Genomic DNA, 25,214 nt, shown 5'->3' with positions numbered 1-25,214 from the left:
GAGGCGCGCGACCTGCCGCGTCGCTCGTTCTTTTGTCTTGAGCACAGCGGCAATCGGCCTCGAACATGTGTGCTTGACCTAAGCCTTCGGCGGGCGGAAAGTTTCTCGCGCAAAAGTAGAGAAGAACTAGCGTGACTTGATGAGTGTCGACTACGTCAGGATTTCCTTGGAGGACGGATGTCAATCTTACGAGTGCTTGCAGCGGCGGGGACCATCTTGGGTCTCGCCTCCCTCGCGGGCCTTGGGCTCTCCTCTTTTTTGGGGCATCTTCAGGTTCCACCCGCTATCGCCGTCGCCGTAACAGGGTTTACCTATCTGTGCATGGCTGTGCTCTTGTGGGGCGGAGATCTCGCCAGCAGGTTCAGGCCTCGTGAGGACGAGAATGCCTCTCAGAGTATCCTCTGCCCGCGTTGCCACCAGCCCGTGGAGATTCGACGTGCTGAACGGGCCGCCTATTGCCGGGCCTGCGGGGCTCGGATCCCTCCGCGGCGAGACCCGCCGATCTCGTAGAAAGATTGGGCCGCGAAGGCCCTCTTCTCGTCTGATTGGGGCTGAACGAACTCAGTTATTCACGTCCCAAATCTTGCAATTAAGCGCGACGAGACGGAAGTTCTGACCCTTGGGGGCGCCTCGCGAAGATCCTCGGACTGAATGGCCTTGAGGGAGCGAGCTCCTCTCGGGGCCGACCGAGACGCCCGATAGGGCGCCCTGACAGAGAGGGCGGAAAGCGGACCTTCGCTGCGCTCGGCCCAAATGCCTGCTATGCGCACAAAGCCGCCCCTCTCCAAAACCAGGGCGCGTTGACCCGGGTCCCGTTCGGACGACAGCTTTGCGCGCCTTGCAGCTGCCGCCTACCGAGCGCCCCTTCTTTTGTTCTGCGCATCGGCGGTCAGCGCGGCGAGGCGATAGAAGCCGTGCGCCATCTTGGAAAACGGAGTCAGCAGGAAGAATGCGAGCACGGCCCCAAGATGCAAGGCCAACATGGCCGGCATCAGCGGGGTTTGACCGAGCACATAAAGCGCCAACCCGCTCAAACCCACAAAACCCAACAGAGCGATGAAGCCGAATTCGCCGCTCGTCGCGCCGGAGGCACCGAGTTCCGGATCCGCCCGTAGCTTCAGACGGATCATCTCGATGCAACCCAGGGTCAGCAGCAAGCCACCCGCCACGCCGAGAAGCTTCGGCATGGACCAGAGCGGGTAAGGGGCGCGCAGATCCAGCAGGTAATGCATCAATGTCGCCACACTCGTGGCGGCGAAACACAGAAGAAAGCCATACATCACGGCCTGATGCGCGAAGCGGCGGCCTTGGGAAAAACGGTCCTCGTCCTCGAAATTGCAGCCGTCGCCGTGCCCGCCCTTGAGGTTGCGCATGTTCGCCGCGGCGGCAAAGCCTCCCCGAAGATCGGAGAAGCGAACCCGACCGGCCCCGACCGCGCGCCAATACCGCCGCAAGCTGATCGCGAGACTAAGTAGCGGGAACAGGAAGGCAGGCAGGAAGATCGCCACCATCGTGTTGTGCGCCATGACCGCGTAAAAACCCTCGCCGCCTGCGCTTGCAAGCGACAGCATGGCCCAGATCAGGAGCGCAAAGCCCAGCACGGTCGCGAGCGCGATGCGCAGCCCGCTTTTTTGGAAGGCCTGCCCCGCCACGCGGGGAAACGCGAATTCTTCCCAGCTATCCTGCCGAACATTCGCCAGCGCCTGCGGCAGATTGAGGGCAAACTCGTGCGGTGCCGTGTATTGGCAGGCGTAATAGCACCCGCGACAATTGTGACAGAGATTGGCGAGCTGCGTCAGATCGCCGTCGCTGAAGGCGCGCTCAGCATGGAGCGCCGGAAAGACCGAGCAATATCCTTCGCAATACCGGCAGGCGTTGCAGATCTCGGCCTGACGACGTGCCTCTTCGAGAAACTCAGTTTGCATGGGCGGCGGCCTCCTTGCCTGCAATACGTCCGAAAACGGTGCCGATCGTCATGCCGAAACCGGCGAGATACCCCTGCCCGAGGATCGACCCGGCCATGGTTTCGCCGGCAGCCCATAGGTTCGAGACCGGGCGGTTTCCGACCGAGCATTGTGCGCGCTCGTCGACCTTCAGACCGAGATAGGTGAAGGTCACACCGGTGCGCAGCGAGTATCCGTAGAACGGCGGTTCGGTAATCGGACGCGCCCAGTTGGTCTTTGGCGGCGTGATCCCGGTGGTGGACACGCCGTCCAGCTCGGTCGGGTGAAATCCGGATGTGTCGCCGCAGGCTGCGTTGAACTCGGCCACGGTCTCGGCCAAGGCTGCGGACGGAAGTCCCATCTTGGTCGCCAGTTCTTCGAGCGTATCGGCCTTGATCGGCGGGAAGACCGAGGGCATGAACAACTCGAGCGACTTCGCGTCGATGATGACATAGCCCACCTGATCGGGCTGCGCCGCGACGAGACGACCCCAGATCGCATAGCGCTTCGGCCATACGTCCTCCCCCTCGTCGTAAAACCGCTCGCCATTCTTGTTCACGACGATCGAGAACGGCACGCAATCGAGCCGCGTGACTATCCCGCCATCGAATTTCGGCGCGCGCCCGTCGATCGCGACCGCGTGGCATTGCGTCGGATCGCCTACCTGTTCGACCTTCTGCTCGAGAAGGTCCGCGAGCACGACGCCGCGATTGTAGGGCGTGCCGCGGATCAGGAAGTTCTTCGCGGCCGGCCCCCAGGCGCGGGCGAGCCAATCGGTATCGGCTTGAAATCCGCCCGAAGCGACCACAACCGATTTCGGGCTGATACGCCGCGTCTCGCCATTCTGCGTGTAGTCGATATGCGTCACGCGATCATCGTCGATCTCCAGATGGGTGACGGCCGCTTCGTATTCGACTTGAACCCCGAGCGCTTCTGCGGTGCGGTAATAGGCGTTCACGAGGCCCTTGCCGCCACCGAGGAAGAAGGCGTTTGTCCGCGCGAGCGAAAGCGTGCCCGACAGCGAGGGCTGAAAGCGCACGCCATGCGCCTCCATCCACGGCAGGCATTCCTCGGAGCTTCGAATGGCGAGCCGCGCCAGACCTTCATCGGTCTTGCCGCCGGTGACTTTCATCAGGTCGGCAAGGTATTCTTCCTCGGTATAACTGTCGGTGAGTGGACCAAGCGGCCCGCGATGCATGCAGCGGAAGTTGCGCGTATGGCGGGAATTGCCGCCCCGATAGGGTTTCGGCGCGGTTTCGAGAATCAAAACGCGCGCCCCGGCCTCTGCCGCGGTGATCGCGGCACAGAGTGCCGCGTTACCGCCGCCGATGACGGCAATGTCGGGTTGAGGTGAAGCAAGTGTCACAGCAGATCTCCGTCATAGCTGGGGGTCTGGCCGGGCTCGGAGCGCAGGGCACGCACGCGCACCCGCTGGGCCGCCTCGATATGTGCGCGCATCGCGCTCTCGGCGAGCGCGCCGTCGCGCGCCTTGACGGCCTCCAGCACGGCGAAATGTTCTTCTACCGCCTTCACCGCCCGGTCCGGCTCGGTCAGCGTGGTCGGTCCAAGGATCATCAGCGCCTTTTGCAGCGAGCGGATCGAGCGGGTGAGGAACCGGTTCTTCGCTGCGTCGAGCAAAGCGGCGTGGAACTGCCGGTTAAGCGTGAATGCCTCAGGGACATTGCCGATCTCGCCCAGCTGACGGTTCATCTCGTAGAGTTCGTCGATCTCGATATCCGAAGCCGCCCGGGCCGCAAGCCGTGCCGCTGTGCCTTCGAGCACCGCGCGCATCTCGTAGAGCTCCATGACTTCGGCATAGTCGAGCCGTCGAATGCAGGCGCCCTGCCGCGCAACGTGACTGACGATGTTATCCGCTTCGAGCTTTCGTATCGCTTCCCGGACAGGCGTTCGCGACATACCCAGGCGCTCCGCAAGTTCGGTTTCCCGCAAGCGGTCGCCCGGGTTGAGCCGCCCTTCGCGCAATTCGGTCAGCAGACGGTCGTAAGCAGCGTTTCCCTGCGGTGTGCTGCCATCCTCATTTGCCATTTCGCCCTCCGCGTTCATCTTGTGTCCAATTGGATACAATCGTATACACGTCACGTCAAGACGAACAGGAGACCAGTTTGCGCAAACATATTTATGCGGGTGCCATGCGGCGGCGCGGCCTTACATTTCTCCTCGCAGCCTGCGGCACCGCGCTCTTCTGGGCGCTGGATTTGCCGCTTCCATTCCTCTTCGGGCCGATGGCATTTTGCCTTGCCGGCGCGCTGGCGCATTTACCGCTTCAGGGCTTCGGCCAGATCTCTGTCGGCGCGCGCACGATCCTCGGGGTGGCCGTCGGCGCCTCGATCACGCCCGAGGTCATCGCGCAATTGCCGCGCATGGCGCTCTCGGTCTCTCTCGTCCCTGTCTTCATCGCGGTGATCGCGCTCGTCGGCGTGCCTTTCTTTCGAAAGTTCTGGGGCTTCGACGCGCCCACCGCCTATTACGCCGCGATGCCTGGCGGACTGCAGGACATGGTGATCTTCGGCACGGAAGCGGGCGGCGACCCTCGCGCGCTTTCGTTGGTGCACGCGACACGGGTTCTGATCATCGTGACCGTGGCGCCGTTTTTCCTGAGCCATTTCTACGGTGCCGAACTCAGCAACCCGATCGGCGCGCCCGTCGCGGATCTGCCGTGGTATGAGCTGGCGATCATGGCCGTCGCCGCGGTGCTCGGCTGGAAAGGCGGCGAGAGGCTCGGGTTGTTCGGCGCCTCGATTCTCGGCCCGATGATCGTCACGGCGGCCCTGTCGCTCTCGGGGATCATCCATTTCCGCCCGCCCGCCGAGGCGATCCTCGCGGCCCAATTCTTCATCGGCTGCGGGATCGGCGTGCATTTCCTCGGGGTGACGTGGAAAGAGCTCACCCGCATCGTGTCGGCAGGCATCGCCTACGTGCTGGTGCTGGCCGTGCTGGCCGCGGGGTTTTCCGGTCTGGTGACCGTGTTGGGTCTGGGCGAGCGGGTGCCAGCGTTTCTGGCCTTCGCGCCCGGCGGCCAGGCGGAGATGACAGTCCTCGCGATCGTGACCGGAGCAGATCTCGGCTTCGTCATCACCCATCACCTTACGCGCATCGTGCTCGTGATCGTCGGCGCACCCGTGGTGGCGAAGATCCTCACGCGAAGGCGGACGGATTGACCATTTGGATCGGGTTGCCCTCCGCATAGGCATTTACTTGCGCGAAGATGTCGGTGAACTGCTTGTCGAACTCGTCCTCGGTCACGTAGCCGATATGGGGCGTGGCGATTAGGTTCGGATGCGCGAGCAGCGGATCTGTCGCGTCGGTCTCGGGCTCGCGGTCGAAGACATCCACCGCAGCCTGCCCGGGATGCCCGGCCTCAAGGGCCGCCAGCAAGGCCCCCGGCACAATCAGCCCTGCGCGTGACGTGTTCACCAGCACCGAGCGCGGGGACATCTGCGCGAGATCCTCGGCGGTGACGATCCCGCGGGTCTCGGGGGTCAATCGCAGATGCAGCGAAACAATGTCGCTTTGCGCGAAGAAGGCGGCACGGCTCTCGGCAACGGTTTCCCCGTCAGCCAAGACACGCGCCCGCCCCGCCTCGGAGGCCCACCACACGACCTGCATCCCGAATGCCCGGGCATAATCCGCGACGACCCGCCCCAAACGCCCGTATCCGTAAAGGCCCAGCACTCGCCCGCGCAGGCTACGGCCTACGCCAATCTGCCAGTTGCCGGCTTTGACGCTCGCCATCTGCTGCGGAAGCTGGCGCATCGCGGCGAGCATCAACGCGAAGGTCAGCTCTGCCGCGGCATAATTGGCGCCATCCCCGCCGGTGTTCGAACATAGCAGAACGCCCTGGTCGGTGCAGGCCTCCACATCGACATGCGGCCACGTGCCCCGCTGCGAAATTAGACGAAGATTGGGTAGCCGCTCGAGCAAGCCGCGCGTGATCTTCGTGCGCTCGCGGAAGAGAACAACGCATTCAGCACCCGCGAGGCGGCGCGCAAGCGCTTCCTCGTCGGGCTCGTGATCCGTCCAGACCGTCACCTCGTGCTCGTCCAGCATGCGAAAACAGGGCAAGCTGCGGAGCGTGTCGAACCAGTCGTCGAGAATATGGACCTTCATTGCCTCTCCCTTGGTTAGCCTTGACCGGACAGGGCCTTGATCGCACGGCTGACCCGGTCGTGCAGGAGCACGAGGTCGGGTGATTTGCCTTCGTCTCGGGCAATCTTCGCGACAATCTCCTTGCGAATGTCCTCGAGGTCCTGACGGACGCGGCTCAGTTTCTCGAAATGGGTCATGGCCTCCTCAATGCGACAACAATACGGGAATTTTCGTGCGCGCAAGCACTTCCGAGGTCACCCCGCCAAGGAAATCTTCGCGAAACTTGGAATGCTCGAAAGCCCCGAGCACAAGAAGCGACGGGTCGTTGCGTGTGCACCATCTTAGGAGCGTGTCCGCCACGGGTCGCGGCGTCGGCCATTCCTCATGAATGGCCGAAACACCATGCCGGGAGAGATGGGTCAGAAGGTCACTGATGGCGCGGTCGTCCTGCGGCCCAATGGTCAGAACACTGACCCGCCCGTCATCCTCGAGAAGTCGAAGACTGTCGGAGAGCGCTCGCGCAGCGGCCCGCCCTCCATCCCATGCGAGCGCCGCGTGGCTGTGCTGTGCGCCCGCATTATAGCCTTCCGGAACCACGATCACCGGACGGCCCGACATCAGCGCAATACGATCCGGATGCAGGATCACATGCGCATCGCCATCGTCAGCCTGAGTGCCTACGATCAGCATATCGTAGTAGCGCGCCGCTTCGGAAAGGACGTTATCCACGCGTCCGGCCACGACTTTCAACTCGAGATCACTGCCAAGCCCGAGGGCACGGCGCTCTTCCTCGAACCTCGCCTCGATCTCGCGCAGAATGTCGCCATTGGCCGTTTCAAGAAGCGCACGCGCTTCCTTCGGGATCCAGCGTGAGCGGCGGTCGATCACCTCGTGCGCCGCATGGGCCATTATCGCCGTCACATTAGCGCCACGCTGCGCCGCCATGGAGGCGGCATAGCGCAGGGCGGCGACCGACCCGCTCGATCCATTGAAGGCGACCAGAAGGTTCATCATTGGCATGTCAGCGTCCTTTCCAAACCGAAGCGGGAACATAGACCCGTCCGTCGGCTAACTTGCGCGCAGTGCGCAGCAAACCCGCGGAGTTCAGCGTGAAGTGGTTGTTCATTTCGAAGTCGACGAGGACTTCGATCGTGCCGGACGCATGCTCCAGCACCACGCTCGCCGGGCTCGTGGTCGGGCGCTCCAGTAGTCCGTCGGCCACGGTGCCGGGCGTAAGCGCGCAGGAGGCAAGACATTGCGCCCCGGTGACCGCCATCGAGGGATGCGTGTTCCACGGCATGAAATATCGCGTCGCGACGGTTCCACCCGTCTTGGCGGGCGCAAGCAGGCCGAATTTCGGCGTCACCGATTTCGAGACGTCGCCCATCCCCATAGCCGCGCCCGCCTTGAGGCGCACGGCCTCCATACGGGCGAAGAACTCGGCATTCGCGTCGAGCTCTGCTGCGCTTTCATAGCCGGTAAGGCCGAAGTCCTGCGCCCGCGCGATCACCATCGGCATCGCGACATCCATGCAGGTCACCTCGATACCGTCGAACTCATCGCGCAGATGCCCCGTCGGAAGAAACGCTCCGGTCGAGGAGCCGACAACCCCCATGAAATTGAGCGCGATCGGCGCGGCCGTGCCGGGCACGCCGGCGATTTCCGCGTCACCGTCGTAGCGCATCGCCCCGCCCGGCGTCTGAACGCGCGCGAGAACCTTCGCCCCGGTATTGACAGCGCGGATCTTCACCTCGGTCTCGTCCCCCGTGGGGCGGACGAGGCCAAGCTCGATCGCGGCGGGCCCCACCCCCGAGAGGATGTTGCCGCAGGTCGGCTTGAAGTCGACGAGCCGATCTTCGACAGAGACCTGCGCGAAGAAATAATCGACCTCCGCCCAGTCATCGTCCGAGGGCGAGAGCATGGCGACCTTGGTCGTCACCGCGACGCCGCCGCCGAGCCCGTCGATATTGTTCGCATGGCCCGAACCGAGCACCGCGATCAGAACCTCGGCCAGCGTCTCGCGATCAGCAGGCAGATCGGCGCGGTTGAAATAGGGGCCGCGCGAAGTGCCGCCACGCATGAATACATAGGGAATGGCTGTCTGTTCCATCTCATTCGCTCCGTCGGATCATTTCAGGGGCCAGGGAAGATTGGCTGCGTGCTGCAGCAGGCCGGGCGGGAAATCGCGGTTCAGCGCGCCGGCCATGACGCACATCAGGGCGATGCCGCTGGCGGCGAGGATCAGCGTCTTGGGCCAGCTGGCCTGGGCGCGGATGCGCAGGAAGGTGACGAGGAACCCGGCCAGTGCGAGGATGAAACCGACGACGTAAGTCGCCGCGATCAGCCCCGCGAACCACGCGAGCGTCCCCCACAGGCCATAGGGCGCGTCCGCGTCCTCTCCCGAGACTTCCTTGTCCGCGAAGATCACATCGCGCTCGGCGCGCAGGATCATCTGCACCAGAAGGATCACCAGCGCCGTCAGCGTGATGCCCCCAACCACGAGCGGCACGATCTTGTCGGTCATGTTGTAGTTCGGGATCAGGCTCGCGTTGACGAGCGCCGCAATCACGTAGCCCATGACCACCAGCAGGAAGATCAGCGGCGCGCGTTTGGAGCCCGACTGGACATCACCCTCGGCCATGATCGACTTAGCCTGCCGCAACCCGAGGAAGACCGACACGACCGTCACTATGAGCAATACGATCACGATCGGCGAGAACAGGTAGTCGACGCCCGCCGAGAAGGAATTGCGGAACCGGAAGGATGCGATCTGGAAAGCCTGGTTGGAGAATTTCTCGACCGGGTTCGACAGCACGAAGCCGATCAGGAACGCCGGACGCGACCAGTCGAACCGGCGCAGGAAGATCCCGATGAGGCCAATCGCGAACAGGGCGAGGATGTCCTCGAAATTCTGCCCTGACTGGAAGGCAGCAAAGGAGATCAGCATGAACAGGAACGGCGCGAGATAGGTGAAGCGGATCGTGGTCAACTTCGCGATCCCGCCCGAGGCCGCGATGCAGAGCACCGTGCCCACGACGTTTGCCAGAGCCAGCAGCCAGACGATCGAGTAGGTGATATCGAGATTGTCGCGCAGCATGTTGGGGCCGACTTCGATATCGCCGGAGCCCAGCAGGGCCAGTGCGCCGATGAAGATTGCCATCGAGCCCGAGCCCGGGATGCCGAAGAGCAGCGTCGGAACGAGTCCGCCGCCTTCCTTGGCGTTGTTCGAGCTTTCCGGCCCGATCACGCCGCGGATTTCGCCTTTGCCGAAATTCGACTTGTCCTTGGTGGTCTGAACGGCGTGGCCGTAGGCGATCCAGTCGACGACCGACCCGCCGAGGCCGGGGATCACACCGACGATCACGCCGATCAGCGAGCAGCGGACGGACAGCCATTTGTTGGCGACCCAGTCGCGCACGCCCTGGCTCCAGCCGGCGCCGAGCGTCGCGTCCTTGGCGATCGAGCTGTCCTGACGCAGCAGCGAGACGATTTCGGGCAAGGCGAAAATGCCGAGACCCACGATCACCAGCTGCAGCCCGTCCGTGAGATAGGGAATATCATAGGTCGCCATGCGCAGGCTGCCGCCGGCATCGGCCTCGCCGATCGTGCCGATCAGCATGCCAAGCCCCGCCGCGGCGAGCCCCTTGAGCGCCACGCGCCCCGCGAGCACAGCGACCATCGAGAGGCCGAGGATCGAGATCATCAGCATCTCGGGCAGACCGAAGGCAAGCACCAGCGGCCGGGCGACCATGATGAACATGGTCAGGAAAAGCGCGCCGACGAGACCGCCGAAGAGGGACGAAGTGAAGGCGGCCGAGAGCGCCCGCGCCGCCTGCCCTTTCTTGGCGAGCGGGAAGCCGTCGAGAACGGTCGCCTGGCTCGCCGAGGAACCGGGGATCCCCATCAGCACGGAGGCGAAGGTGTCGGAGGTCGGCACGACCGCGACCATGCCCACCATCAGGGCCAGCCCCAGCACCGGGTCCATACCGAACATGAAGGGCAGCAGGAGCGAGAGGCCGGCGATGCCGCCGAGACCGGGGAAGACCCCCACGGCCAAGCCCATGACGACCCCGAGCACCAGGTATCCCAGAACAACAGGTTGCAGAATCAGAGCCCATGCCTCGCCAAGCGCAGGCACGGCGGTTGCGAAGACATCCATCTCGCCCACCTCGAATTTTAGGATTATGAGAAAGTGAGCGGTCCGCGTCCCGCAGGAAGGGACCGCTCGAGGGTTTCGCTTAGTTCAGCGAAACGCCGTAGGCTTCTTGAAGCCAGTCGGTCACATAGGCTTTGGCTTCGGGAGACACGGTCGTGCCTTCCTTCGTCGCCTGCTCGGCGCCCTTGCCGACGAAGACGTCGTATTTACCAACCTGCTGTGCCGCGATTTTCTTGAAGTCCGGACGGTTGCGCACGGCGTCGAAGGCTTCGGTATAGGCTTCGACCACGTCATCGGGCGTGCCCTGCGGCAGGAACGCAATCTTCTGAACCGGGAAGCCCGCGATGAAGAACGCTTTCCACGAATCCCAGGCTTCGCCGGAGGTTTCGCAGCCATCGGTGGCTTCGCAAACTTCCTTGAAGGTCGGCAGATCGGGGAAGGTCGGATCGCGGACGATGTTGTTATTCTCGTCGAGCGCGCCCCAAGTCATCATCGGAACGGCCTTGCCAGCCTCTACCATCGAGGCCGAGCCGCCGAGATAGCCGGTCGTCGTCTGATAGTCGATCGTCGCTTCGCCGCGCTCGAACATCAGGCGGCCGTCACCGCGTCCCTTGATACCGAAGACCGGCTCAACGTTCATGCCCAGCATCCGCCATGCGAGAAGCGGCACGAGGTCGAGACGGGTTGCGCCCTGCGAACCGTAAATGAAGTTGAGGTCCTTGAGGTTATTCGCAGACCCGTCGAATTTCTTGCCGGCCTCGGGATTGAGATAAGCCACGCCGCCCGTGCCAGATGCCATGACCGGGATCCAGTCGGAATACTCGTAGCGCACCCGCGGATCGCCGAGCAGATAGGGGAACTGCGTCGAGCCGGAGGTGCCGAAAAGCAGCGTGCCGTCCTCGTAGCGCTGCTCCTGGAACCAGTTCGCACCCTTGGTCGAGCCTGCGCCCGGCATGAACTTCACGATCACGGTAGGCTTACCCGGCAGCTCCTGCGCGAGAAGCGGCGCAAAGAAGTTGGCCCATTTCGCGGAGCCCCCGGTCTCCGAGAACGGAATGACCCATTCGATGGTCTTGCCGCTGAAGTCGACATCCGCGAGGGCCGGTGCCGACATGAAGGCGAGCGCCGCCGCAGAATATATGAATTGCTTGATGGTCATTAGTGTCCTCCCTTAGACCTTTCGAACCGGGCGGGCTCGAAGCCGGCCGGTATGTAGTTATTCTCCTCAAGGGACGAATCCCTCCTCCTACACCGGCAACATGTCGTCCTAACCTTGCGCGAAACTTGCGCAACATGACAAAGAAGTAACCATGCGCATCGCCATCATCGAAGATAACGAGGCTCTGTCCCGCGCCATCGCCTTCCGCCTGCGGGATCGCGGCCACGCCGTGGACCTTCTGCATGATGGACTCGAGGCCGACCGTTTCCTCGCGCAGGAAGGCGCCGATCTGATCGTGCTTGACCTGAACTTACCGGGTATGGACGGGATCGAGGTGCTTCGGGCGCTGCGCAGGCGTGGTGACGGGGCGCCGGTGATCCTGCTGACCGCGCGCTCGGAAACGGCCGAGCGGGTTGCTGGGTTGGATGCCGGGGCAGATGACTATCTCACCAAGCCCTTCGAGATGGACGAGCTGGAAGCCCGGCTGCGGGCGATGGCACGGCGCAAGAACCTCGAATTCATGGAGCGCGACAAGTTCGGTCCGCTCGTCTTCGACCGCACCAGTCGCCAGCTGATGCATGACGAAACTCCGCTCGAAATTCCGCGTAAGGAAATCGCCACGCTGGAATGCCTACTCGAACGGCGCGGACGGATCGTCTCCAAATCGGCATTGATCACGCATGTCTATGGCACAGGCTCGGATGCCGAGGAGAGCGCAATCGAACCGCATGTCTCGCGGCTGCGCAAACGACTTGAGCCATACGGCATCAAGATCAAGACGGCCCGTGGCCTGGGTTACATGCTCGAGGTGGAAGCTTCATGATCGCGCAGCCCAGGTCCGTGTCCCTGCGGATGAGACTGTTCCTCGTCATCCTTCCGCCGCTCTTGCTGGTTTCCATCTTGTTAGGGTGGTGGCGCTTTACGGTGGGGCAACGGACCTCGGAAGAGCTATTCGATCGTAGTCTCCTCGCCGCGGCGCTGGCGATTTCGCGCGATGTCGCGATCTCTGAGGGCGATGCGCTTTCGCCGAGCACCCGGGATATCATTTCGGACGCAGGCGGCGGCGAAGTTTTTTACCACGTGACCGGACCCGGCGGGATCTACGTGACCGGCTACGCCTACCCGCCGCGCCCCGAGACAGACGGTCCGCAAGACAAGCCTTACTATTACATGGCGGAATATCGCGGCGAACTGATGCGCGTCATGCGGATGCATGAACGCCGGACGATCGGCAACATGACCGGAGAAACCGTCGTAACGGTCTGGCAACGGGCGAGCGATCGCCGTGCCTTCGCCCGCCAATTGGCCCAACGGGCGGCAGCCGTCATCGTCGTCCTGATGGTCGCGCTGAGTCTGCTGATCTGGTTCGGTGTCCAGATCGGTCTCCGACCTCTCAACGACCTTCAGGCCGCGATCGAAAAACGCTCGCCCGATGATCTCGCCCGCATCAAACGCCCCGTGCCCAAAGAAGTCATGGGCATCGTCACGACGCTCAACAGGCTGCTGTTGCAGATGCGTCGGAGCATAGAGACCCATCAAGCCTTCATCTCCGACGCGGCCCATCAGCTTCGCAATCCTGCGTCCGCGCTTCTCGCACTGGCCGAGACTTTGCCGGGTGTGCGTGATCCTGCCGAACGCGAGGCGCGCCAGCAGGAACTGATCGAGGCTGCGCGCAACTCCGCCCGACTGGCGGATCAACTTCTCTCGCTCGAGAGGCTTCGCTACGAAGGGGGCGAAACCGTCGAGGCGTTCGATCTGAACCCGGTCCTGGAAGAGGTCTGCCGCAGCTTTGGTTCCGCGGCGCTTTCGCGTGACATCGAATTCGAACTCGAAACGTCACCCGAGCCCCTTCCCGTGAGCGGCGACCCTGTTCTGATCGGCGAGGCCGTGCGGAACCTCCTGGAGAACGCACTGCACCATGGAGGACCAACGATGACACGTATCGCGGTGAATACGGAACGATCCGGGACGGAAGCCAAGGTCATTGTTCAGGACGATGGGGTCGGCATCCCGCTCGATCAAGAAGAGATCGCATTTCGGCGCTTCTCGCAACTTAGGAATGGCGAGGGCACCGGTCTCGGCCTCGCGATCGTCGAACAGGTTTTGCACCGCCACCGAGGGGAGGTGAGACTGACCCCTTGCGACCGCGGAACTCGCGTCCGACTGACGCTTCCGCTTGCCGCGCGTAACCCGGGCGACTGTTAGAACGACCTTCGCAGAGGGAACTACGAGTGTTCGGGTGAGTGTCCGTTCGACGTTCGAAGCGGATGCTACGTCCCAGCAAACCCAAGGGCCGCAAAGGGCCGTTTCCAGCATTACTGCTGGAAGGTCCCAGAGCAGAAATTCCATTTACGCCGCAAGAAAGCCGATGGCTACGAGGCGACGATTCAGCCCGTGGGCAACGCGACGGTTCAAGTCGAGCCGCCAACCCATTTCTTGAAGCGCTAAGTGCGCTCCAAGTCAATAAGTGCGTCTGCCAAGTTCAATTCTAGCTTGACAGGTCGTGCGCAGGCTTATGCTTTCGCCTGCGCACTCATTTGCTTTTTCTGGCTTTTCGCTGACCCGCACGAAGCCAAAACTAATGCGACATCAGCTCTTACTTTTTTCCTCCTCTAGCTTGTGGCCGTCGTCATTTAGCTCCTCCCAAGCTTCACGAGCCCTCATTTCAAGATCGTGTCTCACTTCGAGCTGCTCCACCTGCGCATTGAACCAACGGGCCTCCTCCTCGGTCAGCGGCGCATGGGATCGCTTCCACGAGCGCCGCTCAAACCAAATGGTCGCCCATAGAGCGATGATCACCAAGACGCCAAACATTGCGGCCACCACGATCGCCAGATCCAAATTCGGGTTCACACAATCCGCCATTTCAATCTCCCTGTTTCACTGCAACGGAGGACGGTTTTCGTGCGCGACTAGGGTGTCGATCAGTTTGATCACCGCGCGCAGATCCCACCCGCGCTCGGCTCCTCGCAGCATGTCCGTTAGCGCGTCGACCGTATCCGCTGGCAGGCCTCGTGCCGCCCCTTCGCGCCGCGCGAAATACGCCAGATGTGCGCCGGCGAGCGGCGGGATATAAACCACGCGACAGCGGCTTTGCAGCGGCGCTGGAACGGCAAGACGGTCGTTCGAGGTCAGGATCCAGCTGATCCAGCGCATGTCGAACCGCACGCGGAAAAATGGGCAGCTCCAGGTCCGCGCACTGAGGGGGTCCAGCAGCGGCAATAGCGCATTGCTCAGCGCAAAGCTAAAGCCTCGACTTGAACGCACATCGCCGCACTTATCCACCTCATCGATCACGATGACCGGGTTACCCACGCGCTGATGCAGGATGAGCTCCACAGGCCGGCCCGGATGGGCCGTCGACCAGCCTCGTTGGCTTCCGGCCACCGCGAAGCCCGCCGGTTCATTCGATGCGTCGATCAGTTCTGTCGGCGTGCCGATCAATTCCGCCAATCGACGCGCCCAGTGGCTCTTTCCGATGCCAGGAGGCCCATCAAGCAAGAGCGGCGGCAGACGGAGGGCGGGAGCACCTTTGCGCATGCTTTCACGCATCGCATACCACGCGAATTCTGTCGCACTGGACATCCAAGGCATCTCCTCGTGTAGCGCCGCGGCAATTTCGTCCACCCTATGCTCGCTCTCAAGCTGAATAAGCTGGACGCCGTTTTGGAGTGCCGAGAGCTTCTTCCGTTCGTCATAGCTGAGATGGCTCATTCTGGAGGCCTGCTGTCGAAGCTCTACGAGCTTTTGAGCGCGGCGGCGGATCTTGTCCCTGTCTTTGCGGCTTGGGGAGATCTGATCCGTCACATCAGACCATTCCCCGCCTCGATCGAGGTTCGAAAACCAGTCTTCATCGATCCCTAGATTCTTGCGGCGCAGTTCCGAGAGTGCCTTAGAGAGACGGGTCTCAATGTCATTTGCTGTGTCCGACGGGAAAAACCGAATATCGGCAATCTGAAAGTGAACCGAGCGACGCGGGCCGCTCCTGGTGGGGACGGAACGTCTCGTCATTCCAACGACCCTGCAGTTCGACAGAAAATCAAGGGTTCACGGCTATGCACGATAGAAAACCTCACCCGTGGTTCGCACAAGCGGCGAGCCGTCCTCCGAGAGAACTCATGGGGCCTGCACTCCGGCGACATTCCACGAACGGGGTCAATACATGCGGTTCTCTTGTCAGGAGCGCTTTTGAGCGTCGTCATTGAAAAAACTCCCGCCACTCATCGTCGGAGAAATTGCAGGAAAGATCGTCGTGAACCTTTTCCAAGGCCAGACGTTCAAACGCAGCTGTGCGATATGCCTCAGCGGTTCTTTCGCTTCGGTGACCACAGGCCTTCATGGCTAACTCGACGCCGCGGGAACCGAAACGGGCGAATTCATCATGGAGCTTCGTTCGCGCCGCGTGCGATCCTGTCCCCAGAACTTGGCTCCAGAGGAAGCTCACGTAATTCTTGTGAGGTGCTGTGTCGTCATAGTTCACAAACAACAATCGTCGTTTCTGGAAACAAGATTCTCGCATTTCCGACAAGTAGATCGGCGCACACCCTTGCAGCACGACTTGATCAATGAAGAAGGCGAAGACTGGATGGATGTGGGACTGAAACCGACGACCAGTCTTCGATACCTTCAAATCGAATTTGTAGCCAGCTTCGTCCCAGGCAAGTTCCTTGCCGAACGAGATGCGTGTATCCGCGACGCGCAACGGTAGTGCTGCAAACAGAGTGATCGCAAGCGCGGCATTCCGTCGATACTGAGCATGTCGTGGATTTGGCAGCCGGTCGGCTTCTCCAAGCATCTCGAAAGCTATCGCAAACATCTCCGAATATGTCGGCAATGAGAGGACCTTTGCCTCCTTCTTTGGCTGAATCTTGGCGGAACGACGCTCGTGGAAACGAACACGCTCAAGAAGATAATCGAGAACTTCCTCCTTGGCGCCGATGTATCGTCCGAAGTCGCGCACTTGCCGCATCGCAGAATGAATAGTGACCGGTGAGAGTGGGCGCTCTCGGTTGAACAGGGACTTCTCATATTCCCGGGTTGCCTCCAATGTCAGGTCCATCGCCAGACCGCGATCACGTGCGACTTTGGCAAACTCCCGCAACTTCACTTTCGTCGTTGCAATCATGGAAGGCGCAGGGGGATTGGCCGCAACGCCCGGCAAGCCATCTTCCATCGCTGCAAGGGCCTCCAACCAACTGTGCGGAAGATCACTAATATCCAGGGAGAACCTTTTCTCGCGCGGCTTGTGAGATCTATGCCTGTCTTCTGGGGGGCCGTGCCATCGCGCAATGGCGATGTCCAATTCACGTTCAAAAGGAGAGCGCTCAAAGATTTTCCTGAGCGCCGCTCGCAGCGAGGTCAGTTTACCCCAAGTCCAATATTCGGTAGCTTTCGATATAAGGCCCGCATCAATGTGTGCCTCAGCATCCAGTTTCAATGCAGAAAAAAACTCGTCTACAATCGAAATCTGTGCAACCGAAATTTCACGCCTAACGATCTGATTCAGAGTTTGGTCAATATCCAGCATTTGTGTTAATCGCCCGCGCTCGATAATTTCTCTTGCCCTCTTCACGCGATACGTCGGTGCGTTTCCATTCTTCATTTGGAGAACCCCGCCATCTTAATAATCTTATCCTGAACTTCGAGAAGCTCTCGCTCTTCATCAATCCAAGCATAATATTTACGAACTACGTTCGGGGTATTACACAAAAGCCGCGCGGCGCCAGCGTAGTCTCCAGGCTGAGCTCGCAAGTAAAGAGAAGCGAGCCCATGCCGAAAATTATGCGGGAACATTTGAAGGTGATGATTGCGTGCGTGGCGATGCAGCCAGCCCCGCAAAACGGTTGAAGAAAGTTGGGGAACCCCATAGCCAGGAAAGAGAAAATCCGACTCTTCCGATCCATGAATCTCTGGCCGAATTTCATCAAGATACCAGATCAATACCTCCAGCGCTCGCGTTGGACCGTCCACGAGCGATGCCTTGATATCACGCTTATTTTTCACGGAATGCGCTGGTAGTAATACGTATGCCTGCCTCCGCGCCCCAACGGGAAGAATGAGATTTGCATCCTCTCCCCTATGTCGAAGTTGAAGCATATTCGACACTCGCAGCGGCACCCCCCATAACGCGATCGCGGAAAAGCATGCGAGAACTCCCAGCTGAATAATTCTTCGCTCCTTGTAAGGAGAATTAAAGACTTCCGCTCGTAATGACTGAGCATCCCTCATGAATGCCAGATGTAAACTTTGAAAAGTGAGTTCTGCACGACGATTTCGAAGAAGATGCTGGCAAAACGCTTTTGCCGGTTCAGACATCTCTTGCGCGTCGCGTTGCCCCTTTTTTAAGGTAGGATTTATCTTGAGCGATGTTCTCATGAAGCTCGTATCAAGGTGCAACCACTCTGCGAGGATGGCGATGTTAGTTATATAGGAACGCATCGTGCGTTCCGAAATGCGGATGTTTCCATCTTGGTCTTGGATCCAAGCCCGAACAATTTCGAGAAATACAGTGCGATCGAAAATCTTCTCAAATGCGACGATCTCATGCTTGATGACACCAATCATTAATCCGGTCCGAAGATACTTATTGAGAGCCGCCTGGCGCACATTTTGCGCAGCTTTAGAAAGCCCAAAGACCGCTTCCCCACTAATTTCATCCATCTCGCCGGACGAGGCGTTTTCGATCAACTGATGGGCTTGCTGTTGCAGATGAACGGGAATGTGATCGGGCGCCGACCTCCGCACCCTATCCGGAACCTCCAGGTCGCATGTTGGCAGAGTCTCCGCGATTTCGGATGAAAGGTGCCGATACTCATTCAGCCTGCGCACCGCCTGAGAAATAGTTCGACGACGTTTCGCATCGAGTGCATCAGAGAGGGTAGAGAGCCATGCGCCGTCAAGTTCATGAGGCTGGCGTCCAGCACGTCTAGCTTCTTTTGCAAGCTGCACGACCGGTATAAGTTCCTGGCGCCTGCGGCCAAAGGTTCCATCGACTAGCCTTTCGCATTCGAAAAGTAATTTGCTCCAGAGATCTTTGGGGGCGACCGTGGTCGCTGTCGTGGCTCCGCTGCTCTTTTTCAGTATGGAAACGACCCTCTGGCGCCAACCTTTGTAGGATTTGAATGTTTTGAAAAGATCGGGATCATAGCTTTTGCGATGGAAACGCCCCTCAAACGCCACCACATCCGCAGGGATACTAGCGAGACTGTTGACTTGATAAACTTTCAAGCAACGGCGGATCGCATCTCGGTAGATCTTTTTCGTTCCATCCGTATATCCCGCCTCGCATTCAATCCACCGAAGCACATCTACCATTGTGCCAACTGCGCCATCTTCTTTCTTTCCGGACATGTTCGCTAATTCCACTTTTCTTCGATATAACCGACTGGAAAACTGAACACTCCATTTCTTTGAGACGCCGAAAAAGAGAGAGTGTTCCGTTGTTTTCTCGCTAATACCCACTCTGTTCCTTATTACGCAGGTAGAGCATCGTGCTCGCCTTCGCCGTGTCGCCCCCTGTAGTGTCAACGAGACGCACAGCCTTCCCAAATCGCGGCTCAAGCCACCATTCGAATGGCTCGTTCAAGCGCCACGCATCGACGTGCGCGGGCAGGTAGCGACGAATTCGCGGGCCAAGATCCGCGTGATGCGGCAACCTCCACTTCGGGTCTCTTTCGTTGCCAGCCCGGCGGATCGTGTGTTCCTCGACGCCCGCCATCGCCGCTAGCTGCTTCACCGAAAGAAGTGGCCGCTGGAGCTGTGGCAGCTCTGAAGATGGGATCTGATGAAGTCGCCACAATCGGCGGAGCAGGTCGACGAAATTCACGCGCCCGCCCGGCATCATCTCGCAAGAGAGCTCGCCCACTACTTTCGTGGCGGTCTTGCGTGTAACGCTCAGGTGCTCTGCGATCCTCGATATCGTCATCGGATGATAGCTCGCATATTTGATGGCAATTTTTCTCATGCCATCATTTTTTCACATCACACCTCTAAACGGGAACGCCCAAAGACGGTCAAAAGCCACGAAACAGCAAAAAACTTGTGGATTACGAGGCATTTCCGAACTCGAACAAGAAGGCTCAAAGCGAATTAGGAGATAATTGCGCAATTTTAGCCGAAATCGACCCTTCTATTGCGCAAAAACATATATTTTTTCGCACAGGAAATTGCCATTACTGATACGATTTAATTTTCGATTTTTAGACGAAAGAAACCGGCGAGTAGGCAGGCAAAAGCAATTGCCTTGGCACGGGTTCTCAACCTGGCGATCGGATGTAAGTGACACATCGCTGTATTTAACTGAAGCGTTGGTCGGCGTGGAGACCGTTGTGCTCCTCAAGCCAACAGGATCAAAGCCAGTGGCCGTGCGGCGCGCATGATGGGCGTGCGGTCATCCTTCGCGCCCGCGACGAGCATACGCGCGACCTCCCGGCAGCCCCCTGCCAGTTCTCGGGGCTCGCGTTCGATTTCGACCGTTCCCGGCTGCATCTGGGACAGTCGTAGAGTTGCCGCGAAAGCCTTCCCCTTCATCGTTGCTTTCGCCGCGACAGCAATATTCTGGATATTGGATCCTGAGCCTAAGCGGAAAGTTCATCGATAGAGTCGAGGCGAACATGCAGCTTCACCAGATCTGCTTGGCGCGCCAGGACCTAACGACGTCCAGTATGCCAGAGAGAAAAGGCGAGACTGACAATGACGATCACGCCGCCAGCCAGCATGGACGGCGTTGGCTGAATGCCGGTTCCGGCCCAGATCCAGATTGGGCCGAGAACGGTTTCGAGAAACATCAGCAGGCTCACGTTCGATGGGTGCGTGTAGCGAGATGAAAGCGAGAGCGAGAAGAACGACACGGGGAGCACCAGCCCGCCTGCGAGGGCAATTGCCCAAACGTGCCCCTCAGTCAATGCGCCCGGTTCCGTCAATGCAAGACATGCAAGCCCCGCCAGTGTGGCCCACCACCTACCAGGAGCAGGATCGGCAATTGCGCATTGGCTCGGATGGTAACGAAACTGATCGCCAAACACATCGCGACGCCCAGACCTATTGCTGCACCAAGCAGTGGACTACCGGTGGTCTGCCCGGGATCCGTCCCGAAAACTGCAATGCCGATTCAGGACAGCACGACTGCGGTCGTGACCCAGGTCGTCCAATGTTCCCGTTCGCCCAGAAACATCTAGGACAACAGCACAGCAAAGATCGGCACGGTGGCAACGCTGAATAAAACAACCGAGACCGGCGCAACCGCGATGCCAAATGCGAAAAGCGAAGCGTTGCAAGATTGACAAAGCAGGACGAGCACACCGGCCCAGCAGATAGTGACACGCAAATCTTTGCGAAGTTGCCGTCGCCGGAAAATCAGCCAAGCCAGCAACATCGCAGAGCCCATCAGGAGCCCGCGCCAAGCCATCATCTGGCTGCCGCTCATCTCCGACCACCGCATGAGCAGAGTGTCAGGTGAGATCGCCAGCGCCCCAAAGAGGGCGAGGAAGATACCGAACCTGGGGTTGCTTGTCATTTTCGATTCCAGAAGCGAGGAAGCGCCCAAGCTTTACCGGTCCACTGGTAGCATTCCAAGCTTTGTCGAAGCATCGTTAGGTCTCAAAAGGAACAGAGCAGCATCTCGTCGCTTCCGACCCTTACCTGCCGTCCGCTTCGCGTCCGAGCGCTGCGGTGCAGCGTCTCGAGAGCGGCCATTGGTTCATCGTGCAGCATTTTTGGAGGATGACGGTCTGCTGTGCGGACGAAGCCGACGGTCGCGCCCTCGTCGTCTGGTTGTTGCCCGAGATGCGTTATCGGCGCGACCGTTCAGCCGGGAAGCCCGTCGATTCTTTCGATGGCGACCAGGTCGTTGTCCCAGGTCGCGCGACTGGAACAGCAGATATGCGCGTTGGGTCGTATATCGATCCGGCTGTCCAGCGACCCTGCTGGCACGACAAGCAAACCAATCTCCGGTTGGGAAACAGGCAGCGCGGCCCCGCAGTCGGAGCAAAAGCCCTTAACATGGCGTGAACCGGCGAGCCGGAACGTCTTGATGTTTTCCTCACCTGACATCCATTTAATTTTGGCCGTGGACGAAAACAGGTTTGCCGAATGGGCCGAACCGCTGTCCTTGCGGCAGCGGGCGCAGTGGCACAGGAAAAAGCTCTCGAACTCTCCCGATATGCGGAATTTCACAGCGCCGCACAGGCATTGTCCTATGGCCGGATTGTCGTCCATTCACACTCCTCTCGAGAGACAAGCTCCTGCCGCCAGTCGAATGCATTTTCATTTCCTCCTTGTATCCGCGTGTTGGATCACGGTCAAAAGGGGCTCGAAGCGGGCTTGCGGCGTCGCGGCACGGCTGGGCGCTCTCAGTGAGCAAAGATCGTCGCTCTCGGCCCTGAGTTGGACATTGAAGTTGGCGGGTCTGCGCAAATGCTGCTTGATCGAACCCGCCATTTTCGCATCGTGCAGCCGTCGCTCACGGCTTGTAGACGAATGATGCTTCGCCAAGAGATGGTGCTCACTTTAATCGTTGCGGTGGTTGGTCTCGTCGCGATCACGTTCATATCTTTTCATGTCCGGAAATTCCGGCAGCCAGGCTTCGCGACGAACGACCCAATTCTCATAGGTTGGTTTCAATTGGTCGGGCGCATCGAGGCAACCGAGATGCAGTTCGACCTCATCGCCACTTCGCGCGAAAACGGACGATCCGCAGCGTGGACAAAAATTCCTCCCGGCATAGTCACGCGTGTCGCCGTCGATCTTCACCGCGTCTTCAGGGAAAACGGCGGCCGCGTAGAATAGGGCGCCATGATGTTTGCGACAGTCGAGGCAGTGACATATGCCGACCCGATAGGGGCGACCCGAAGCCACAATTCGAACATCGCCGCACATGCAACCGCCCGTGAAACGCTTCATGATCGTGTTTCCCCTCGATCAAACCTGTGAAAATTCAGCCGCGCGCTGCGGCATCGCCGGTCTTGCCCGCAACATGAACGGCCAGTTTGCCAAGCGTTTGAGCGCCAAATTCGACAGCCCCAAAGCCGATAACCACTGCGCGGCGTGCTGGCGTCGGATGCATCTGGCGCAGGGTGACAACCGTCTTTCCATTATCCTGCTTGTCGAAAGTGACCAGAAGCCGGAACCGGTCAGGATCATCATCGACATCGCGACCGTGATCGGCCTCGATCAGGCTTGGTGCCTCGACCCGCAGAAAATCCATACGGTTCGAGAACGGCGTGCCGTCCGGGGCAATCATGTCGAACCGCCATACACCGCCTGCCCGGATGTCGGCTTCATGCGACTCGATCTGGAAGCCGTCAGGCCCAAACCATTGCACGATTTGCGCTGGATCGGTCCATGCTGCGAAGGCGGTTTCTCGGTCAGCGTCGACGACACGCGAGATGACAATTTCTTTTTCCAAAGGCCACTCAGCCCATGCAGAGACGATATCGGCGGCTCCATCAGTCACTGGATTTCTCCTCCTTCATTTTCTCGAGGTGACTCTCAAAGCGATCCAGGCGGCTCTCCCACTGCTTGCGGTGGGAGGCCATCCAATCTTCCGCAGCTTTCAAAGCCATCGGGTTCAACGTGCAGACACGGCTTCGCCCCTGTCGTTGCGACACGATAAGGCCAGCGTCTTCCAGAACACCGAGATGCTGTGTGAAGGACGGCAGCGCCATGTCGAATGGCTGGGCCAATTGTGAGACGGCGGCCGACCTTTCGCTAAGTTTCTGAACTACTGCCCGCCGCGTCGGATCGGACAATGCGATGAAGACCCGTTCTATGGGGCGTTTTGAGTTAGGCATGCGCCTAAGCATGTGGCTGCAATAAGGTTAGGTCAATACCTAACCTTGAGAAGCCTGCAGGGGCATAGCCGATTTCGGTGCGACGCACAGCAACGGGAATGCTCAGCTCAGTGCGGCTTTGCGGGTCCACAGAGATCAGAAGTTCAGGCAGGGAAGAAAACGTTGGCCTTCGGCCCATTGCGGCCCTTGATCCCAAGGCGCACCGCTGCGGCACAGCGTCACCGAACCGCTCCTCCGTCCCTTGCGCAGCAAACTGGTTCCGCAGAGGTCCGCATTGCGGACAAAGTCGCCGCGCCTTGGCTTCGGTCTTGCCCAGATGCCGCGTTACCATGCCGAGGCGGCTCTGACCGCCCGCGAGTTCGTCGAGGTTCTGACCGATTTTCCGCCGTCACTCTCGCCGGTTTCTATCCTCTACCCACGCAACCGGCGGCTCTCCCCCGCCTGTGGATGTTTCGAGATTGATTGGGGGCAGTGGTCTGAGGGCGCAGGGCTCGGGCGGAGCGGCACCGCTATCAGGGCGGCAGACCGGACTCGCGCATCGCCGTGAAGATCGCCTGCAGGTGCCCGCGCATGGCATCCGCGGCGGCGTCCGCCGCGCCCCGTTGAATGCAGGCGACCACCTCCTCATGCTGTAGGCTGTGACGTTCGGTGAATTCGGCGACACCGAGTTTTCGGTAAGTGACTTCCCATTCGCGCTGCCAGGCCGCATGGCGGCGCGCGCCCGCGAGATAGTCGAGAAGGCCAAGCAGGATGGGATTGCCTGTTACCTCTGCGATACCACGGTGAAAGGCGGCGTCGAGCCGTTCGCAGTCGGCCCGGGTTGCGGCACGGCGGCCCCGGTTGACCAGATCGGAAAGATAGGCGATCTCGGCAGGGGTCGCGAGCGCAGCTGCCTCGGCGGCGACGGAGGGCTCGAGGGTCAGGCGCGCCTGCATCAGCTGAAGCGGTGAAGCCCCTTGCACTAGAATGGTCTCGCGCACAGGGTGGCCCCGCGGGCGGGGGCCAAGGAACGTGCCTTGCCCGACATGCCGCCAGAGGTCGCCAGCGAGCTCCAGCTCGGCCAAGGCATTGCGCAGCGTCTCACGGCTGCACCCCAACCGACGCGCCAGATCCCGCTCCGGCGGCAGCTGTCCGCCCGGCGCGATGGCGGCCGCCGCGCAATAGTCGCGCAGCGCTTCCACAACCTTTCGAGTTCGCTTCGTGGTCATTTGCACCCCGATACAGACCAATTTGCAGACCAATCCGGCATCATGCAACAGCGGCGCGGTTTGAAGGAGAACGAACATGCTGACAGGTATAATACTCGTGCTGGCCGGCTTGGGCGCCGGTGCGCTCAATGCAATCGCGGGTGGTGGCACCTTTCTGACGTTTCCCGCACTCGTCTGGGCCGGTGTTCCGCCCATCATGGCGAATGCGACCGCGACCTTTGCCGCCCTTCCGGGCTATGTGGGCAGCGCCTGGGCCTATCGCACAGATATCGAGCGCGGCGGGAAGCCTCCTCTCGCCCATCTTTTCGGCACGGCGATCGTCGGGGGGCTCGCTGGCGCTAGTCTGCTGCTGGTCACGCCGGAAGAGCTGTTCTCGGGCGTGGTGCCCTGGCTCTTGTTGATGGCGACCTTGGCCTTTGCCACCGGACCGTCCTTCGTTCGGTATCTCGCGAAGTCCGGGCGCGAGACGCCCAGCCCCACCGCACTTGCTCTTGTGTTCGTGGTCTCGGTCTATGGCGGCTATTTCAACGGTGGCCTCGGCATCATGCTGCTCGCGGCTTTCGGCGTCATCGGCATGACCGACCTGCACCGGATGAATGGGTTGAAGAACTTGATGTCCGTGATCCTGTCGGTGGTCTCGGTCGCGACATATGCCATTGCGGGCCTGATCGACTGGGGCAACTTGCTGATCGTCGGCCTGTCCTGCGCCATGGGCGGATACATCGGCGCGGTTCTGGCGCGGCGGGTTAGGAACACGGCCGTGCTGCGTCTGTTCATTATCGCAATCGGCTTGATCATGACCGTTGCCTTCTTTATGCGCCCCGCAGGTTGATCTTTCGTCAAACCGGTGAA

25 protein-coding genes are annotated in these 25,214 nt (G+C 60.4%); 4 read left to right on the top strand and 21 right to left on the bottom strand.

Going from position 1 to position 25,214, the window contains the following annotated elements; all coding sequences use genetic code 11:
• Positions 1–851: 851 nt before the first annotated feature.
• Genes tcuB through BMI89_RS19450 form a run of 3 tightly spaced genes read right to left on the bottom strand, consistent with a single transcriptional unit; the run spans position 852 to position 3,989 of the window.
• Positions 852–1,925: a tricarballylate utilization 4Fe-4S protein TcuB gene (tcuB, locus tag BMI89_RS19460; protein ID WP_078542300.1), complete on the bottom strand. Its 1,074-nt coding sequence runs from the start codon at positions 1,923–1,925 to the stop codon at positions 852–854.
• Positions 1,915–3,309 carry an FAD-dependent tricarballylate dehydrogenase TcuA gene (tcuA, locus tag BMI89_RS19455; RefSeq protein WP_078542301.1) on the bottom strand — a complete coding sequence of 465 codons (1,395 nt, stop codon included), beginning with the start codon at positions 3,307–3,309 and terminating at the stop codon, positions 1,915–1,917. Before tcuA ends, tcuB begins: the two co-directional genes overlap by 11 nt.
• Positions 3,306–3,989, bottom strand: a complete 684-nt coding sequence (locus tag BMI89_RS19450) for a GntR family transcriptional regulator (RefSeq protein ID WP_078542302.1) — start codon at positions 3,987–3,989, stop codon at positions 3,306–3,308. The genes tcuA and BMI89_RS19450 overlap by 4 nt, the downstream gene beginning before the upstream one ends.
• 104 nt (positions 3,990–4,093) lie before the next feature.
• Between BMI89_RS19450 and BMI89_RS19445 the strand changes: the two genes are divergently transcribed.
• Positions 4,094–5,122, top strand: a complete 1,029-nt coding sequence (locus BMI89_RS19445; protein ID WP_078572438.1) for an AbrB family transcriptional regulator — start codon at positions 4,094–4,096, stop codon at positions 5,120–5,122.
• On the opposite strand, the gene BMI89_RS19440 is transcribed toward BMI89_RS19445, so the two are convergent.
• The 6 genes from BMI89_RS19440 to BMI89_RS19420 all read right to left on the bottom strand — a co-directional run bounded on the left by BMI89_RS19440 (position 5,100) and on the right by BMI89_RS19420 (position 11,365).
• Positions 5,100–6,071 (bottom strand): D-2-hydroxyacid dehydrogenase family protein, encoded by a 972-nt coding sequence (locus BMI89_RS19440; RefSeq protein ID WP_078542303.1) that lies wholly within the window; start codon positions 6,069–6,071, stop codon positions 5,100–5,102. The genes BMI89_RS19445 and BMI89_RS19440 overlap by 23 nt on opposite strands.
• 14 nt (positions 6,072–6,085) lie before the next feature.
• Positions 6,086–6,247, bottom strand: coding sequence for a hypothetical protein (locus tag BMI89_RS20975; RefSeq protein ID WP_166504574.1), 162 nt, complete (start codon positions 6,245–6,247; stop codon positions 6,086–6,088).
• A 7-nt stretch (positions 6,248–6,254) separates the two neighbouring features.
• Positions 6,255–7,070: a universal stress protein gene (locus BMI89_RS19435; protein ID WP_078542304.1), complete on the bottom strand. Its 816-nt coding sequence runs from the start codon at positions 7,068–7,070 to the stop codon at positions 6,255–6,257.
• Position 7,071: 1 nt separating this feature from the next.
• Entirely contained in the window at positions 7,072–8,160 is a 1,089-nt protein-coding gene (locus BMI89_RS19430) for a 4-oxalomesaconate tautomerase (RefSeq protein ID WP_078542305.1), read from the bottom strand.
• Positions 8,161–8,178: 18 nt separating this feature from the next.
• Positions 8,179–10,209 carry a tripartite tricarboxylate transporter permease gene (locus BMI89_RS19425; protein WP_075774267.1) on the bottom strand — a complete coding sequence of 677 codons (2,031 nt, stop codon included), beginning with the start codon at positions 10,207–10,209 and terminating at the stop codon, positions 8,179–8,181.
• Positions 10,210–10,288: 79 nt separating this feature from the next.
• Positions 10,289–11,365: a tricarboxylate transporter gene (locus BMI89_RS19420; RefSeq protein WP_078542306.1), complete on the bottom strand. Its 1,077-nt coding sequence runs from the start codon at positions 11,363–11,365 to the stop codon at positions 10,289–10,291.
• 151 nt (positions 11,366–11,516) lie between these two features.
• Here BMI89_RS19420 and BMI89_RS19415 point away from each other — a divergent pair, with 151 nt between their 5' ends.
• The gene (locus BMI89_RS19415) at positions 11,517–12,188 is read left to right on the top strand and encodes a response regulator transcription factor (protein ID WP_078542307.1); all 672 of its coding nucleotides are present in this window, start codon (positions 11,517–11,519) and stop codon (positions 12,186–12,188) included.
• Positions 12,185–13,570 (top strand): sensor histidine kinase, encoded by a 1,386-nt coding sequence (locus tag BMI89_RS19410; RefSeq protein WP_078542308.1) that lies wholly within the window; start codon positions 12,185–12,187, stop codon positions 13,568–13,570. Before BMI89_RS19415 ends, BMI89_RS19410 begins: the two co-directional genes overlap by 4 nt.
• A gap of 384 nt (positions 13,571–13,954) precedes the next feature.
• Here BMI89_RS19410 and BMI89_RS19405 read toward each other — a convergent pair whose 3' ends face one another.
• From BMI89_RS19405 to BMI89_RS19350, 12 genes are all read right to left on the bottom strand, one after another.
• Complete coding sequence (locus BMI89_RS19405; RefSeq protein WP_078542309.1) at positions 13,955–14,230, bottom strand: hypothetical protein; 276 nt, start codon at positions 14,228–14,230, stop codon at positions 13,955–13,957.
• Between the two features lie 15 nt (positions 14,231–14,245).
• A complete protein-coding gene (locus BMI89_RS19400; RefSeq protein WP_078542310.1) occupies positions 14,246–15,376 on the bottom strand; it encodes an AAA family ATPase in 1,131 nt (376 codons plus the stop codon).
• A gap of 187 nt (positions 15,377–15,563) precedes the next feature.
• Positions 15,564–16,967 (bottom strand): hypothetical protein, encoded by a 1,404-nt coding sequence (locus BMI89_RS19395; RefSeq protein ID WP_143593965.1) that lies wholly within the window; start codon positions 16,965–16,967, stop codon positions 15,564–15,566.
• Entirely contained in the window at positions 16,964–18,826 is a 1,863-nt protein-coding gene (locus BMI89_RS20710; protein WP_143593964.1) for a tyrosine-type recombinase/integrase, read from the bottom strand. The genes BMI89_RS19395 and BMI89_RS20710 overlap by 4 nt, the downstream gene beginning before the upstream one ends.
• On the bottom strand, positions 18,816–19,328 hold the full coding sequence (locus tag BMI89_RS19385; RefSeq protein ID WP_078572432.1) for a hypothetical protein: 513 nt from the start codon (positions 19,326–19,328) through the stop codon (positions 18,816–18,818). Before BMI89_RS19385 ends, BMI89_RS20710 begins: the two co-directional genes overlap by 11 nt.
• Before the next feature lie 685 nt (positions 19,329–20,013).
• The gene (locus tag BMI89_RS21175; protein WP_240497844.1) at positions 20,014–20,388 is read right to left on the bottom strand and encodes a hypothetical protein; all 375 of its coding nucleotides are present in this window, start codon (positions 20,386–20,388) and stop codon (positions 20,014–20,016) included.
• 149 nt (positions 20,389–20,537) lie between these two features.
• Positions 20,538–20,879: an EamA family transporter gene (locus BMI89_RS21170; RefSeq protein ID WP_246832078.1), complete on the bottom strand. Its 342-nt coding sequence runs from the start codon at positions 20,877–20,879 to the stop codon at positions 20,538–20,540.
• Positions 20,880–21,169: 290 nt separating this feature from the next.
• Positions 21,170–21,580 carry a GFA family protein gene (locus BMI89_RS19370; protein WP_078549154.1) on the bottom strand — a complete coding sequence of 137 codons (411 nt, stop codon included), beginning with the start codon at positions 21,578–21,580 and terminating at the stop codon, positions 21,170–21,172.
• Positions 21,581–21,871: 291 nt separating this feature from the next.
• Positions 21,872–22,264, bottom strand: coding sequence for a GFA family protein (locus BMI89_RS19365; protein ID WP_078572431.1), 393 nt, complete (start codon positions 22,262–22,264; stop codon positions 21,872–21,874).
• A 34-nt stretch (positions 22,265–22,298) separates the two neighbouring features.
• On the bottom strand, positions 22,299–22,817 hold the full coding sequence (locus BMI89_RS19360) for an SRPBCC family protein (RefSeq protein ID WP_078549158.1): 519 nt from the start codon (positions 22,815–22,817) through the stop codon (positions 22,299–22,301).
• The gene (locus BMI89_RS19355; RefSeq protein ID WP_078572437.1) at positions 22,810–23,154 is read right to left on the bottom strand and encodes a metalloregulator ArsR/SmtB family transcription factor; all 345 of its coding nucleotides are present in this window, start codon (positions 23,152–23,154) and stop codon (positions 22,810–22,812) included. Before BMI89_RS19355 ends, BMI89_RS19360 begins: the two co-directional genes overlap by 8 nt.
• A gap of 512 nt (positions 23,155–23,666) precedes the next feature.
• Complete coding sequence (locus BMI89_RS19350) at positions 23,667–24,362, bottom strand: FCD domain-containing protein (protein WP_078572436.1); 696 nt, start codon at positions 24,360–24,362, stop codon at positions 23,667–23,669.
• Between the two features lie 76 nt (positions 24,363–24,438).
• Here BMI89_RS19350 and BMI89_RS19345 point away from each other — a divergent pair, with 76 nt between their 5' ends.
• Entirely contained in the window at positions 24,439–25,194 is a 756-nt protein-coding gene (locus tag BMI89_RS19345; RefSeq protein WP_078523505.1) for a sulfite exporter TauE/SafE family protein, read from the top strand.
• The last annotated feature ends 20 nt before the right edge of the window (positions 25,195–25,214 follow it).

Source organism: Thioclava sp. F36-7, assembly GCF_002020075.1.
Classification (GTDB): Bacteria; Pseudomonadota; Alphaproteobacteria; order Rhodobacterales; family Rhodobacteraceae; genus Thioclava; species Thioclava sediminum.
This window is presented reverse-complemented; position numbering and strand designations above follow the sequence as displayed.